This window comes from Brevundimonas bullata (assembly GCF_003350205.1).
In the GTDB taxonomy this organism is placed as follows: Bacteria; Pseudomonadota; Alphaproteobacteria; order Caulobacterales; family Caulobacteraceae; genus Brevundimonas; species Brevundimonas bullata.
Window position 1 is genome coordinate 37501 of the sequence record NZ_QLLC01000013.1, and the last position, 14831, is coordinate 52331.

Consider the following 14831-nt stretch of genomic DNA (forward strand, 5'->3'; position numbering starts at 1 on the left):
GAACCATAGCCCCTCACCCTTTCGCCTTGCGGATCGCCTTCGGCTCTCCGAGGCTCAAGCCCTCTCCCGCCGGGAGAGGGTTTTTTATTGGAGCGGCTTGTCCATGACCACGAACTCGAGTTCGCGGGTCTGCGGCAGGCCGAAGCGTTCGTCGTCCAGGGGGAAGGGCCGGGTTTCGCCGGTCAGGACGTAGCCGCGCCGTTCGTACCAGGCGATCAGTTCCGTCCGCTGGCGGATGACGGTCATCTCCATGCGGGTCGCGGCGAAGCGAGCGACAGCCTCGGCCTCGGCGGCCTCGATCAGGCGTCGGCCCAGACCGCCGGCCTGACGGGTCGGATCGACGGTCAGCAGGCCGAGATAGGCCAGACCCTGCCCTTGGTCCGCCACCTGGACGCAGCCGGTCAGGACGCCGTCAACCTCGGCCAGCAGGATGACCCGGCGGGCGTCGGCGAGGATGTCCCGCAGCTCAGCCTGATCGGTGCGCTGGCCGCCCAGAAGGTCGGCCTCGTGGGTCCAGCCGGCCCGGGCAGCGTCGCCGCGATAGGCGCTTTCGATCAGGCGGTGCAGCCCCGCCACGTCCGAAGACGCGGCGGGACGGAAGGTCGTCGCGGTCATTTGACCCCGAGTTCCTCGATCAGATGATCCATGCCGTAGACGTCGCGCAGGGCCGTGGTCACGGCCTGGGTGGTGACGATGACGCTGCGGTTGACGTTGCGGTCATAGCCGTAGGCGTTGCGCTGGGTCAGGACGGTGGAGTCGAAGTTGGCGCCGATGATCTCGCCCCTGGCGTTGACGGCGGGCGAGCCCGACGAGCCGCCAATGGTGTCGGACGAGACGGCCATGTTCATCACCGCGTTGGGGTCGATGCGGTCCTTGGCGGCCAGCAGCTTGGGCGCGACGTTGAAGGGCTCGGCGCCCGTGGCGCGGTCCCACAGGCCGGCGAAGGTGGTGAAGGCGCCGATACGCTGGCCCGGAACATCCGTGCCCTCGACCCGACCATAGGTCAGGCGGAGCGTGCCGGTGGCGTCAGGATAGACGGCGTCGCCATAGGCGGCGAAGCGGGCGGCGGCCAGCTGTTCCGAAGCGCGGTCGGTCGGCGCCTTGACCTTGTCATCCCACGTCTTGCGCACGGCGCGGGCGTCGGCGTCGATGGCCAGAACATACTGGATCAGGGGGTCGGTCGAGGCCTGGACGGCGGGCAGACCGCCTTCCCACAGGGCGCGGCGTACGGCGGGATCAGCCAGCTTGGTGCCGGTGATCAGACGGGCCGACAGAGCTTCGGGGCTTTTCTTGCCCAGCAGGGTGCGGACATAGGGGCTGTCGACGGTCAGCCATTCGCGGGTCTTGGACAGCCACCATTCCAGACGGATCTGCTCCAGCTCCGGGTAGGTCGGGCGCTCGGCGAAGAGGCCGGATTGCACGCCCGGCAGGCGGCTGTCGGCATACTCGGCCAGACGCTGATCCGACGGCTTAGCGCGTTCCTGGGCGCCGCGCACGATGGCCCGCGCCCATTGGAACAGGGGCGAGCCGCCCGCGACCGAGGTCGTGCCCATGCCGGTGCCGCCTTCCAGCAAGGCCATAGGGGCGTAGAGCTCGCGCGCCAGAGGCTGAACCGCGTCCAGCGTCGCCCACGGGTCGGTGGCGCCGCCCGCCGCACGGGCGCGGAAGTCAGCCTCGGCCTCGGCCTTGGCGGCCATGAAGGCCGGGTCGATCAGGGCGGCCATGCGGCCGCGCCCGCGCTTGTAGGTGTTCTCGACGCCGACGATGGGGTCCATGGCGATGAAGGCCTGTTCCTCGCCCTCTTCCGAGTAGCGGATCAGCCGGCCGCGCAGCTCGGACGCGATCAGCTGGTCCAGCGGCAGGACGACGTCGCGGATGGTCATCAGCTGCGACTGGGTCAGCAGACGCTGGGTCGAGCCGGGGTTACCGGTGACGAAGACGGGCTCGCCCTCGGTCGGCTTGTTCGGGTTCCAGGTGAAGTGGGTCGGGGTCAGGGCGGGCTTGCCGTCTTCATACAGGCGGATGAAGGCCGCATCGATGGCGAAGCGCGGGAAGGAGAAGTTGTCGAGGTCGCCGCCGAAGGTCGCGGCGCGGTCTTCCGGGGCCCAGGCCAGACGCACGTCGGAATACTTGCGGAACTTGTAGAGCTTGAACTGGCCGCCGCGGTACAGGCTGACGACCTGGCAGCGGATCTTGGGATCATCGCCGCAGTTCTCGGTTTCGATGCGGCCGGCCTCGGCCTCGCGCGCCTGGGTGAAGGCCTGGCCGTCCAGACCGGCGCCCGCCTTCTGCACGCGTTCGGTGACGTCGACGATCTCGGTCAGGATTTCGGCCGAGCCGCCGGGGCATTTCAGCTCCTCCTCGCGGCTCTTGGGCGTGAAGCCGGTCTCGGCGTACTGCAGCTGAGGCGTGGACAGGTTGGCGACGCAGGTGGCGACGCAGTGGTTGTTGGTCATCACCAGGCCTTCGCCGGAGATGACGCCCGCCGAGCAGCCGCCGAACTTGACCGACGACAGGCGGACCTTGTCGAGCCAGGCCTGGTCGATGTTCGTGCCCAGGGTCTGGTTGGCGCGGGCGATGGGGAAGTTGTCGTACGTCCACATGCCTTCCTCTGCCTTGGCGGAGTTGGCGGCGGCGAAGGCCAGGACGGCGGCCGAGGCGAAGAACATGTGACGCATGGAGAACTCCTGGTTCAGACTCTGGCGAGGAAAAACAGAGTCCAATTCGTCTGAATAGTCTGAAATCGGCGGCGCGGATCAAGAGAAGCTAGCAGGGCGCTGCGTCAGACGGGGGCGTATCTTTCCTCCCTGTCGCGCAGCGATGGGGAGGTGGCGCGGAGCCGAAGGCGACGTGACGGAGGGGGCGACTCCACGGCAGGCGTTTGCGCCGCCCCCTCCACCACTACGTGGTCCCCCTCCCCATGGAATGGGGAGGAAAGACGCAGTCGTTTAGCGCGTCACGCCCAGTTCGCGCAGGAGGCGCGGCTGGTTGTAGACGTTGCGCAGGGCCTCGGTGACGGCGGCGGTGGAGACCGTCACAGTGCGGTTCAGTTCGCCGTCGTAGCCGAACGAGCCGCCCAGCGAGTGGATGTTGCCGTCGAAGGCGGCGCCGATCACTTCACCCTTGGCGTTGATCACCGGCGAACCGGAGTTGCCGCCGATGATGTCGTTGGTCGAGACGAAGTCATAGACGACGTTCTTGTTGATGCGGCTCTCGGCATCGACGAAGCGCTGAGCCGCGTTGAACGGCTCGGCGCCGGTGGCGCGCTCATACAGGCCGCCCATGTAGGTGAAGGCCGGCACGGTCACGCCGCGATAGGTCCAGCCCTTTACCTGGCCATAGGACAGGCGCAGCGAGAAGGTCGCGTCGGGGTAGAGGTTGTCGCCATAGACGGCGAAGCGGGCCTGGGCGACCTTTTCGGCGGCGCGGGCGGTCGGGCCGTTGACGCCCGCGTCCCACTGGGTGCGGACGGCTTGCGCGGCGTCGTCGTTGGCCAGGACGAAGGCGATCATCGGGTCGCCCGAGGCGGCCAGCTGTTCCGGCGTCATGGCCAGGGCTTCGGCGCGGAAGGCCGGATCGATCAGCTTGGTCTCGACCAGCTTGGCGGCGATGCCCTCGGGGTTTTCGCGGCCCAGCATCGCCTTCACGTTGGCGTTGTCCACGGTCAGGTATTCGCGGGTCTTGGAGAGCCAGAAGGACAGCTGGATCTCCTCGACGCCCTTGGCGATCGGGGCTTCCGAGGCCAGACGACGGCCCAGGGCGGCGATGTCGCTGTCGGCGTAGCCGGCGCGGCGTTCGGCGACCGGCTTGGCGCGTTCCTTCGACGCGCGGACGATGGCGCGGGCGTAAGAATAGAGGGTCGAACCGCCGCCGGCGTTACCTTCCAGCTGGCGGTAGGGCATGTAGAGGTCGCGAGCCGTCGACTGGACCTTTTCCAGGTCCGCCCACGGATCACCGATGCGTTCGGCCAGGGCCGGGTCGGCGGCGACGCGTTGACGCAGCTCGGCCTCTTCCTGGCGCTTCTTGCCCATGAAGGCCGGGTCGGTCAGGGCGCCCAGCTGGCCGTAGTTGACCTTGAAGCCGTTCTCCAGGCCGAAGATCGGGTCCACCGAGACGCGCTTCTCCTCGTCGCCCTGGGTCGAATATTCGGTCAGGCGGCCGCGCAGTTCCGAGCTCTGGATCAGGGTGGTGGGGATCTGCTGGTCGCGCAGACGCTCCAGCTGGCTCATGGTCAGCAGGCGCGAGGTCGAGCCGGGGTTGCCGGCGACGAAGGTGACTTCGCCTTCCTTGGGCGCGCTCGGATTCCACTTGAGGTGGTTCGGCGTGGCGACCGGCTTGCCGTCCTCATAGGCGCGCAGGAAGGCGGCATCGAGGGCGTAGCGGGGGAAGTTGAAATTGTCCGGGTCGCCGCCGAAGAAGGCCGCCTGGAACTCCGGCGCGAAGGCCAGACGCACGTCTTCATACTTGCGGAACTGATACAGGGCGTACTTGCCGCCGCGATAGAAGCTGATGACCTGGCAGGTCAGCTTGCGGTCGTCGCCGCAGGCGTCCTTCTGGATCTTGTCGATCTCGGCGGCGCGGGCCGTGACGAAGGCCGAGCCTTCCAGGCCGGCGCCGGCGCCCAGCACGCGCTCGGTCACGTCGGTGATGCCGGTCAGGACCTCGGCGGTCTGGCCGGGGCAGGTCTTCTCTTCTTCACGGGTGGCGGGCATCCAGCCGTTCTTGACGTAGTCGTTCTGGGCCGTGGACAGGTCCTGGACGCAGGAGATGACGCAGTGGTGGTTGGTCAGGATCAGGCCTTCGCCCGAGACGAACGAGGCCGAGCAGCCTTGCAGGCGCACGGCGGCGTTGCGCACGCCGTCCAGCCACGACTGGTCGATGCGGGTGCCGTACTTGTCGTTGACCGTCTGGATCGGGAAGTTGTCGAAGGTCCACATGCCCTCGTCGGCGAGCGCCGGGGTGGCGGTCGCGCCGGTCACGGCGGCGGCGACCCCCAGGGCTGCCAATGAGGCGGTGAAGGAAAAGGTGCGACGAAGCGACATGGGGCTCTCCCGGCGCGCAAGGCCCGGCGCCTCGCGTCTGTTATTGTGTAACTAGCGCCGTCCAGGGACGGGCCTCAAGCCCCCATAGTCCTGCTGCGCGTCCGGGGGAAGCGGAACCCTTACCCCGATTTAACTTGGCCCCGGCCCGGCACGGCCTCAGATAACGCTGCAAGTCAGGGGTTTGAGACGCGTCATGTCACTCGCGCTATCCACGCTGCTCTTTGAGTGGCGACGTTATATGGCCGCCGTCATGGCGCTGGCCCTTTCGGGTCTGCTCGTGCTGGCGATGACCGGGGTCTTCATCGGCATCGGCAAGGGCTTCACCGCCCAGATCGAGCGCTCGGCCGCCGACGTCATCATCATGCAGCCGGGGGCCAAGAGCCTGATCGGCGGACCGTCGGGCGTGCCGCGCCGCTTCATTCCGCTGGCCTACAACCACCCCGCCGTGGTCGAGGTCCAGCCTCTGGACGGCGCCGGCGGGACCTTCCAGTCGATCAAGGAGGTCGACCCGACCCGCAGCCAGGCCGAGCGCGCCAAGCAGGGCGCCCCGCGTCAGAAATTCGTTCAGTCCAGCATCATCGACACCACGCCCGGCTCAGTCACCATTCCCACCGACTATTCGCGCGAACTGGTCGACGCCCTGCGTCAGCCCTACACCGTCGCGGTCGATGAAACGGCGCTGACGACCCTGGGTGTCAAGCTGGGCGACAAGGCCCTGTACAATGGTCAGACCGTCACCGTCGTCGGCGTCACCCGCGGCTATCCCAACATGATGCAGCCGGGCGTGGTCATGTCGCGCGACACCCTGCGCATGGTGGGTCAGGCCGACACCGGCCCGCGCGTCGGTCCGCTGATGATCAAGCTGCGCGACCCGTCGCAATCCAAGATCGTCGCGACCCAGCTGAACGCCATGGGCAACGGCCAGTGGAAGGCCTGGACCCGTCAGGAACTGGCCGACGCCAACGCCGGCGCCATGTTCGAGGAAGGCATCCTGGTCATCATCATCGGCGGCTGCATGGTGCTGGGCATCATCATCGGCGTGGCCATTACCTGGCAGACCCTGCGCGGGGCCATCATGGCCAACATCAAGGAGTTCGCCTCGCTGCGCGCCCTGGGCGTGGGCATGGGAAGCCTGCGTCGGATCGTCATGGAGCTGAGCTTCTGGGTCGGGGTGGTCGGCGTCGCCGCCGCCATCGGCCTGACCTGGCTGCTGTCGCTGTTCGCCCTGTCCAAGGCCGTCATCATCGCCCTGCCCCTGCCCCTGCTGATCGTGGTGGGCGGCGGTCTGATCGCCATCGCCATGCTGTCGGGCTTCCTGTCGATGGGCATCCTCAAGAAGAGCCAACCTGCGGACCTGCTGCGATGAACACGATGACTTTTGGGCATACGAAGGTTCAAGGCCGGCATGGCGAGTTCGCCATCGAGGCCAAGGGTCTGGTCAAGCGGTTCAAGTCCGGCAAGAACTATGTCGAGGTGCTGAAGGGCGTGGATTTCGACGCCCGTCACGGCGACCTGACCATGGTCATGGGACCGTCCGGTTCGGGCAAGTCGACGCTGATCGCCGCCCTGTCGGGTCTGCTGAAGCCCGAAGCGGGCCGGGTCGACGCCCTGGACATGGATGACATGTGGTCCTTCTCGTCGGGCAAGATCGACAAGTTCCGGCTGGATCACTGCGGCTTCATCTTCCAGGGCTTCAACCTGTTTCCGTCGCTCAGCGCCCTGCAACAGGTGACGACGGTGCTGAAGTTCCAGGGCCTGACCCCGGATCAGGCGAAGAAGCGCGCCACCCTGGCGCTGGAAGAGGTCGGCCTGGGCCATCGCCTGCATCAGCGCCCGGCGGCCCTATCCGGCGGCGAGAAGCAGCGCGTCGCCATCGCCCGCGCCCTGGCCAAGGACCCGCAGATCCTGTTCGCCGACGAACCGACCTCGGCCCTGGACGGCGAGAACGGCCAGATCGTCATTAAACTTCTTCGCCGGGCCGCCACCGAACATGGCGCGGCGGTCATCTGCGTGACCCACGACCCGCGTCTGGAAGCCTGGGCCGACCGGGTCATCCACATCGAAGACGGCGTGATCATTGACGATCAGCGCCGCACCCCCAATCCCGACGCCGTTCTGGCCTCGCACTGAACACCGATCCTCAAGGACGCCTCACATGCCCGCTTTCCTGAAAAACAAATGGCTCTGGATCGGCCTCGTGCTGCTGATCGCGCTCGTCGTCGGCTTCGGCCTGTTCCAGAAGGCCAGCGCCGCCAAGAAGGCGGAAGCGACCGCCGCCGCCGAGAAGAAGGTCGAGAGCCCCTACGCCGCCATAGCCAACGCCAAGATCGACATCGAGGGCGGCATCATCCAGATCGCGGCCCGTCGCGGCGGCGTGGTGCGTGAAGTCCTGGTGCAGGAAGGCGACCGGGTCACAGCCGGCCAGATCCTGGCCCGTCAGGAAGACGACGAGCCGCGCCTGTCGCTGCAAAGCGCGGCGGCCGACGTGGCCCAGGCCGAAAGCCAGCTGCGCCTGATCAACGTCGAGATCAACACCGCCCAGCGCGAGTACGACCGGCTGCAGAAGCTGGTTTCGACCAACTTCGTCGCCGCTCAGCGGCTGGACCAGGCCCGCGACGCCATCGCTTCGGCCCAGGCCCGCCTCGCCGCCCAGCAGTCGGCCATCCAGACCGCCCGCGCCCGCCGCGACCAGGCCGCCTATAACGTCGAGCTGACCGTCATCCGCGCCCCGCAGGACGGCCGTATCGTGCGCCGCTACGCCAACCCCGGCGCCGGCGCCTCGACCCTGAACGTGTCGAACATGTTCGATCTGGAGCCCGACGCCCCGCGCATCGCCCGCGCCGAAATCGTCGAGGCCGACATTCCGAACATCACCACCGATCAGGCCGTCGAGATCACCCCCGAAGGCGACCCGTCTAAGGTCTATATCGGCAAGGTCCTGCGTCGCGCCGCCGTCTTCGGCGCCCGCAAGCTGGCCTCGGACGATCCCTCGCAGCGGTCGGACGAGCGCGTGGTCGAGGTGGTCGTGGCCGTCAACGACGCGCCGCTGCTGATCGGCCAACGGGTCCTGGTCAAGTTCATGAAGCCGGGCGAAACCGCCGGCGCCAAGCGCGCCGACAGCGTCGTCGGGGTGCCGGCCACCCGCTCGATGCAGACGCCGGCCAAGCGGTAAGGGTTCGCGACACTGAACACGAAAAGGGGCGCTGCGAGGCGCCCCTTTTTTGTTGGCCCACCCAAACTCAGCACCAGGGTGTCGGCGCCCCTACTCCGTCACCCCGGACGTCCCGGAGGGGCGATCCGGGGCCCAGACGCCTCGTCCCGACATGGACGCGATATATCTGGCGCCTGGATTCCGGGTCCGCTTCGCGTCCCGGAATGACGGCAAGGAAAGGCAGTAGGACAAGTCGCTTTGCAATCGCCGGTTAGCGGCCGCTGAATTCCCCCGGTCGCTTTTCCAGCACCGCCGTCACACCCTCGATGTGGTCCTCGGTCAGGTGGGCCAGGGCCTGCATGGCCGCTGACAGCTCCAGCATCTGATCGAAGTTCATGTCGCGGCCCTGGCGCAGCAGGCTCTTGGCCATGCGCAGGGCCTGGGGCGGCTGGGCGGCGATCTGGTTGGCCGTAATCATGGCCTCGTCCATCAGGGTCTCGTGCGGGACCACGCGGTTGACCAGGCCCCACTTGTCGGCGGTCTCGGCATCGATGGATCGGGCGGTGAACAGCATTTCGGCGGCGCGGACATAGCCGACGTTGCGCGGCAGCAGCCAGGAGCCGCCGTCGCCGGGGATGATGCCCAGCTTCATGAAGGGCACGCCGAAGCTGGCGCGGTCCGAGGCGATGCGGATGTCGCCGAGCCCGGCGATGTCGCAGCCCAGTCCCATGGCCGGGCCGTTGACGGCGGCGATCAGCGGAACCTCCAGCCCGTACAGCGAGCGGACGATGCGGTGGACGACGCGGCGATAGCGTTCACGGATGGCGGCGCCCGAACCCTCGAACAGGTCGGCGCGCGCCTTCATCGCCTTCAGGTCGCCGCCCGCCGAGAAGGCCCGGCCCGCGCCGGTCATGACGACGCAGCGGATGGAAGGGTCGGCGTTGACCGCCTCGCAGACCTTGGCGAAGGCCTCGCCGTCTTCCAGATCCGGCAGGGCGTTCAATCGGTCGGGCCGGGTCAGGGTCCAGACCATGACCGCGCCGCGGCGCTCCTCGACGATCAGACCCATGGCGATGCTCCTCTTGATGATGGAGCCGGTTTCAGCGGGGCGGCGGGTTAAGGCAAGCGGAATTGAAAAACCCCGGTCGTTGTGACCGGGGCTTATGGCTTGGATCAAATACCCTCGCGACTACGCGCGCGGCCGTTTGATCGTAATGGGCACGAAGTTCGAAGGGTGACTGACCGCGCGGTTGTTCGCGGGGTTCATCTGCTTCGTGTTAACCAGCATCCCGCCCCATAGGGCGAAGGACATCATGGCGTGCTGGAGATTACGGTCCTTGTCGTTCATTTGGGCGTCTCCTTTCGTTGAACGATGAAAGAAGACGCGTCGTGCTTATCGGGGATCTCACCGTCATAGTCGTTTCGCGTCAGGGTCCTAGATAGCTCCGCTTGGTTAAAAAGTCAAGAATTTGGTCCGATGTCGGACGTATTGTAGTGTTCACGTCATAAAACATGAGCCAGCCGCCCGCCCCCTCGCCCGCCAAACCGCCGCGCGCCGTCGCCACGCCCTGCGTCATGGTCTGCACCGTGGACGGGGCGTCGGGGCTGTGTCTCGGCTGTTTTCGCACCCTGCCCGAAATCGCGACCTGGAGCCGGATGAGCGAGGAGGAACGGGCGAAGATCATGGGCGAACTGGAGGGGCGGCGAGGGCTAATCGACCCGGTGTTGCTGGGCGGTTAGGTCCCCCTTGCGCCGTCATCCCGGAAGCGGCAGAGCCGCTATCCGGGACCGCAGGAAGCGTCGACCGCAGAGCCTTGGGCGGTCCCGGCTCTCCGCCTTCGGCTGCGGCCGGGATAACGAAGAACGTCGCGCGTAACGATGTTCATCCGTCAACCTTTCGTTCGCCGTATCGCTTCACCGCCTGCCAAGACCCTTGCGGCACAGTAGGGTCATGATCCGTATCGATCCGCGCTCTGCTGTCGTTTTCGCCGCCGCCCTGGCCACGTCGCTGGCCTGTGCCGGCGCCTTGCGCTGGATGGACGGGACGGGCGAAGCGCAAGCCGCCATCGCCGCGCCTTCGGTCGTGCGCTCGGCGGACGGTCACTACTGGGCCGAGGCCGTCGTGGCCGGTCGGCCCATGCGGATGCTGGTCGACACCGGCGCCAGCGTCGTGACCCTGAGCCGCGCCGACGCGGAACGGGCGGGCGTCAGCGTCGGCGCCGGAGACTTCACCCGCACCCTGAACACCGCCGCCGGTCCGGTGAAGGCGGCGCCCGTCGTCCTGCCGTCGCTGGCGGTGGCGGGGGTGCGGCTGACCTCGGTCGAGGCCCTGGTGGTGGACGCCGACATGCCGGCGTCCCTGCTGGGCATGAGCTATCTGGGCCGGCTGTCGGGCTTCGAGGCCCGGCCTGAAGGGCTGACCTTCAAGGGCTGAGGCCTTCCCCATTCGTCATCCCGGAAGCGGCGCAGCCGCTATCCGGGACCACAGGAAATGCTGATGTCGGCGCCTTGGGCGGTCCCGGCTCTGCGCCTCTCTGTGAGAGGCTTGGCCGGGATGACGGGTTTCAGCGCGTCACGCCGAACGGCACCACCTTGTTATCCGGGTCGTGGCCGATGTCGGCGGTTCCCAGGTAGGGAATGCCCGAGCGTTCGCACCAGTAGCGGACGATCTCCTCCGCCGTCAGGCCGAAGTCGGGGTCGTTGGGGGTGACGTCCGAAACCCGGCCCAGGCGGATGCCCGCCGCGCGGCGGATCGAGGCCTGGCCCGTCAGGTGGAACATCATCCGATCGACGCGGTAGAGGGCCTCGGACACCTCTTCCAGCATGATGACGTGGCCGGTCAGGTCGGGCTCCAGCGCTGTGCCGACCAGTTCGTTGAGGATGGTCAGATTGAAGGCGACGGTCGGACGCGGGTCGTCCAGCAAGGACGGCTCCAGCGAGGCGCGGTCGCCGCTGACCAGCCAGTCGACCGCGCGACGGCCCGTGGCGTCGTGGCGCGCCCCGTCCGAGGCCATTGGTCCGTGGGCCACATGAGGAAAGCCCGCCTTGTAGAGCAGGGCCAGCAGGCTGCCGGCGTCGGAGTAGCCGAGGTAGCGCTTCTTCCTCGCCACATCGGTCAACTGCGGCAGGACGGCCTCGGCGATGCGGCAGGCGCCGTAGCCGCCGCGCGCGAACCAGAGGGCGCCGAGGCGCGGATCATTGGCGAACTCGACGAAGGCGCGGGCGCGGGTGGCGTCGTCGCCGCCGAAATGACCGTGCTTGTTGAAGCTCTGGGGATGGAAGACGAGCTGCACTTCGCCGCCCGGATAGGCCGCATCCATCCAGGCCTGGATCGCCTGACCGCGCTCGGGGTCCAGACGCGAGCTGGCGTTGACGACGCCGATCTTGAAGGGTCCAGTCTTGGATTCTGGCATAGGGATGGGGCTGGCCTCCGGCGTCGCCCGTGCTAGTCAGGCCGTCGGACATTCCCCGGTTTCGCGCGTCAAAATCAAGCCGATGAACAAAGACTATTTCTTCTGCGGCGTCGGCGGGTCCGGCATGCTGCCCCTGGCCATGATCGTTCAGGCGCAAGGGAACCGCATCAGCGGCTCGGACCGGGCGCTGGATCAGGGGCGGACCCCGGACAAGTTCGACTGGCTGCGCGCCCACGGCGTGACCCTGCATCCGCAGGACGGCTCGGGCGTGGTCAGCCCCGATCAGATCGTGGTCGCCACTGGGGCGGTCGAGGACACGGTGCCCGACATCGGCGCGGCGAAGCGCGTGGGCGCAGAGATCAAGACCCGCCCCCAGCTGCTGAGCGAACTGTTCAACGCCGCCCCGACCTCGATCGGCGTGGCCGGGACCAGCGGCAAGTCGACCATCACCGGCATGGCAGCCTGGATTCTGGATCAGGCGGGCCGCCAGCCCACCGTGGTCAACGGCGCGGTGATGAAGAACTTCGCCGATGCGGACCACCCCTTCGCCAGCGCCCTGGTCGGGGGACCCGATCTGTTCGTGGCCGAGGTGGACGAGAGCGACGGCTCCATCGCCCGCTATGACGCCACCGTGGCGGTCGTCTCGAACATCTCGCTGGACCACAAGTCGATGGAGGAGCTGCGCGACCTGTTCGGCGGCTTCGTCGGGCGGGCGCAGACGGCGGTGCTGAACCTCGACAACCCCGAGACGGCGGCGCTGGCGCAGGAGCTGGAACCCGGCAAGGCCGTCACTTTCGCGCTCGGCGAGGAAGAGGCCGACCTGTCGGCGCATGACCTGGCGCCCCTGCCGACCGGCATGACCTTTACTCTGCGGGTGCGCGGCGAGGCCCCCCGCGCGGTCGTGCTGAACGTCCCCGGCGCGCACAATGTCGCCAATGCGCTCGCGGCGCTCGGCGCGGTCAAGGCTCTGGGCGTGTCGGTCGATGAGGCGGTCGCAGCGCTGGAGACCTTCGCCGGCATCCGGCGGCGGCTGGAGGTGGTGGGGACGCAGAATGACGTCACCGTCATCGACGACTTCGCCCACAACCCCGACAAGATCGCCGCCACGCTGAAGACCCTGCACGCCTTTGACGGGCGGCTGCTGATCCTGTTCCAGCCGCACGGCTTTGGTCCGCTCAAGCTGATGAAGTCCGAGTTCATCGCGGGCTTCGCCGGGCTGATGCGCGAGCACGACGTCCTGCTGATGCCCGAGCCGGTCTATTACGGCGGGACGACCGACCGCAGCGTGGGCTCCGAGGACATCGCCGCGGGCGTGCGCGCCGAGGGGCGTCAGGCCGAGGCCCTGGCCACACGCGCCGACTGCGGCGACCGGATCGTGGACCTGGCCCGCCCCGGCGACCGGGTGGTGGTCATGGGCGCGCGCGACGACAGCCTGTCGAGTTTTGCGGCGGAGCTGCTGGCCCGTCTATAAGCTCCGCGCCCGGAGCAATCGTCAAATTGTCCTTGTAAAACATTCACTTTCGGAAAATCGGCTGTTAAGCGCCGCCCGCCTAACTGCGCTCTCGCAGAACGCGGGAGAGGCGACCAGATGGCCAGGATCGGAGACTTCGTCGAGGCGGCGCCGCCGATGGCGCCCGAGGCCCTGGGCGCCGAGGCCTTCGACCGCTTTCAAGCCGAGCCGGATACCCTGGTCATCGCCGTGGCGGACGAAGACGGGCGGCCGGTCGGCCTGATCGAGCGCAACGCCTTCACCCTGAAGATGGCCGCCGAGTTCGGCCGCGCCCTCTATGCGCGGCGTCCGGTCTCGGCCCTGATGGACCCCGAACCGCTGATGGTCGAGGCCGACGCCTCGGCCGACGTCCTGTTCCAGACCATGGACGCGGCGGGGCTGGGCGCCCTGCTGAAGGGCTTCATCGTCGTCTCGCGCGGGCGCTATGTCGGGGTCGGGGCCGGTCTGCACGTCATGCAGGCGGGGGTGGCCATTCACAAGCGCCGCGCCGAGGCCATGAGCGAACTGGCCCAGAACCTGGTCCGCGCCGAAGCCGAGGCCCGCGCCTCCAGCCGCGCCAAGTCCGAGTTCCTGGCGGTGATGAGCCACGAGATCCGCACGCCGCTGAACGGGGTGCTGGGGGTGGCCGCCCTGATGGAGCGTGAACTGACGCAAGCCTCGCTGCGCCCCTATGTCCGCACCATTCTGGACTCGGGCACCAGTCTGCTGCGGCTGCTGACCGACGCCCTGGATATGTCGCGCGCCGAAGCCGGCGTGCTGACCCTGGAGCCCGCGCCGCTGGACCTGGACGCCGTGGCCGCCGACCTGTCGGCCCTGTGGCGGCCCCGCGCGGAGGAGAAGGCCCTGCGCCTGAGCGTGACCACGGACACGGCCGCCGCGCGCTGGGTCGTCGGCGACGAGATGCGGCTGAAGCAGTTGCTGAACAACCTGATCGGCAATGCCTTGAAGTTCACGCAAGTCGGCGCGGTCGAGGTCAATCTGAGCACGCGGCTGGACGACGGCCGGGTGCGGCTGGACGCCGTGGTCGATGACAGCGGGCCAGGCGTCAGCGACGAGGCGGCGGTCGCCATCTTCGAGCCCTTCAACACCGGCGAGGCCGGGCGTCAGGGGGCGGGCGCTGGGCTGGGCCTGGCCATATGCCGTCAGATCGTCGAGCGGATGGAGGGACGACTGGCGCTGGAGCGGTCGCCGTCGGGCGGGGCGCGCTTCCGCTTCGACCTGCACCTGCCGCTGGCCGAGGCCGACGCGCGGCGGGGCGAGGACCGGGCCGCCGCGCCGACGACGCACGAGACCCTGCACGTGCTGGTGGTGGACGACCACGCCGCCAACCGCTTCGTCGCGGGCAAGGTGCTGGAGTTGTTCGGTTGCACCCACGAGACGGCTGACGACGGGCGACAGGCGCTGGAGCGGGCTGCGGTCGCGCCCTTCGACCTAATCCTGATGGATGTGAAGATGCCGGTGATGGACGGGGTGGCGGCGACGCGGGCCATCCGCGCCCTGCCCGGCCCCGCGTCCGCCGTTCCCATTCTGGCCCTGACCGCCAACGCCGACCCGCGCGACGAGGCCGAGTATCTGGCGGCCGGCATGGACGGGGTGGCGCAGAAACCGATCCAGCCCGACGCCCTGCTGAACGCCATCCGGCTGGCCCTGTCGCGCCACGCGGTGGCCGCGGCGGCCTAGAATTCGCCTTACGAAACAATATCAAACGCTGTTTT

Annotated in this window: 13 protein-coding genes; 7 read left to right on the plus strand and 6 right to left on the minus strand. The window is 68.1% G+C overall.

What is annotated here, in order from left to right:
• Positions 1-84: 84 nt before the first annotated feature.
• The 3 genes from DXK21_RS08085 to DXK21_RS08095 form a co-directional block, all read right to left on the minus strand.
• On the minus strand, positions 85-615 hold the full coding sequence (locus tag DXK21_RS08085; protein WP_114817278.1) for a GNAT family N-acetyltransferase: 531 nt from the start codon (positions 613-615) through the stop codon (positions 85-87).
• Positions 612-2678 carry a S46 family peptidase gene (locus DXK21_RS08090; protein ID WP_114817279.1) on the minus strand — a complete coding sequence of 689 codons (2067 nt, stop codon included), beginning with the start codon at positions 2676-2678 and terminating at the stop codon, positions 612-614. Before DXK21_RS08090 ends, DXK21_RS08085 begins: the two co-directional genes overlap by 4 nt.
• 270 nt (positions 2679-2948) lie before the next feature.
• A complete protein-coding gene (locus tag DXK21_RS08095) occupies positions 2949-5042 on the minus strand; it encodes a S46 family peptidase (protein ID WP_114817280.1) in 2094 nt (697 codons plus the stop codon).
• 193 nt (positions 5043-5235) lie between these two features.
• On the opposite strand from DXK21_RS08095, the gene DXK21_RS08100 reads away from it, so the two are divergent.
• Genes DXK21_RS08100 through DXK21_RS08110 form a run of 3 tightly spaced genes read left to right on the plus strand, consistent with a single transcriptional unit; the run spans position 5236 to position 8214 of the window.
• Positions 5236-6408 carry an ABC transporter permease gene (locus tag DXK21_RS08100; protein ID WP_114817281.1) on the plus strand — a complete coding sequence of 391 codons (1173 nt, stop codon included), beginning with the start codon at positions 5236-5238 and terminating at the stop codon, positions 6406-6408.
• The gene (locus DXK21_RS08105) at positions 6405-7172 is read left to right on the plus strand and encodes an ABC transporter ATP-binding protein (protein ID WP_376856817.1); all 768 of its coding nucleotides are present in this window, start codon (positions 6405-6407) and stop codon (positions 7170-7172) included. Before DXK21_RS08100 ends, DXK21_RS08105 begins: the two co-directional genes overlap by 4 nt.
• A 25-nt stretch (positions 7173-7197) precedes the next feature.
• Complete coding sequence (locus DXK21_RS08110; protein ID WP_114817282.1) at positions 7198-8214, plus strand: HlyD family secretion protein; 1017 nt, start codon at positions 7198-7200, stop codon at positions 8212-8214.
• Positions 8215-8464: 250 nt separating this feature from the next.
• Here the strand turns inward: DXK21_RS08110 and DXK21_RS08115 are convergent, their stop codons facing one another.
• Positions 8465-9262: a crotonase/enoyl-CoA hydratase family protein gene (locus DXK21_RS08115; RefSeq protein ID WP_114817283.1), complete on the minus strand. Its 798-nt coding sequence runs from the start codon at positions 9260-9262 to the stop codon at positions 8465-8467.
• A gap of 120 nt (positions 9263-9382) precedes the next feature.
• Positions 9383-9541, minus strand: coding sequence for a hypothetical protein (locus DXK21_RS16665; protein ID WP_170136955.1), 159 nt, complete (start codon positions 9539-9541; stop codon positions 9383-9385).
• Between the two features lie 164 nt (positions 9542-9705).
• On the opposite strand from DXK21_RS16665, the gene DXK21_RS08120 reads away from it, so the two are divergent.
• On the plus strand, positions 9706-9933 hold the full coding sequence (locus DXK21_RS08120) for a DUF1289 domain-containing protein (protein WP_245945147.1): 228 nt from the start codon (positions 9706-9708) through the stop codon (positions 9931-9933).
• Positions 9934-10144: 211 nt separating this feature from the next.
• Positions 10145-10627, plus strand: a complete 483-nt coding sequence (locus DXK21_RS08125) for a retropepsin-like aspartic protease family protein (RefSeq protein WP_114817284.1) — start codon at positions 10145-10147, stop codon at positions 10625-10627.
• Positions 10628-10757: 130 nt separating this feature from the next.
• Here DXK21_RS08125 and DXK21_RS08130 read toward each other — a convergent pair whose 3' ends face one another.
• Positions 10758-11606 (minus strand): LD-carboxypeptidase, encoded by an 849-nt coding sequence (locus DXK21_RS08130; protein WP_114817285.1) that lies wholly within the window; start codon positions 11604-11606, stop codon positions 10758-10760.
• An 82-nt stretch (positions 11607-11688) separates the two neighbouring features.
• Here DXK21_RS08130 and DXK21_RS08135 point away from each other — a divergent pair, with 82 nt between their 5' ends.
• Together DXK21_RS08135 and DXK21_RS08140 are read left to right on the plus strand one after the other, a co-directional pair.
• The gene (locus DXK21_RS08135; RefSeq protein ID WP_114817335.1) at positions 11689-13077 is read left to right on the plus strand and encodes a UDP-N-acetylmuramate--L-alanine ligase; all 1389 of its coding nucleotides are present in this window, start codon (positions 11689-11691) and stop codon (positions 13075-13077) included.
• 117 nt (positions 13078-13194) lie between these two features.
• Complete coding sequence (locus DXK21_RS08140) at positions 13195-14796, plus strand: ATP-binding protein (protein WP_114817286.1); 1602 nt, start codon at positions 13195-13197, stop codon at positions 14794-14796.
• Positions 14797-14831 lie beyond the last annotated feature (35 nt).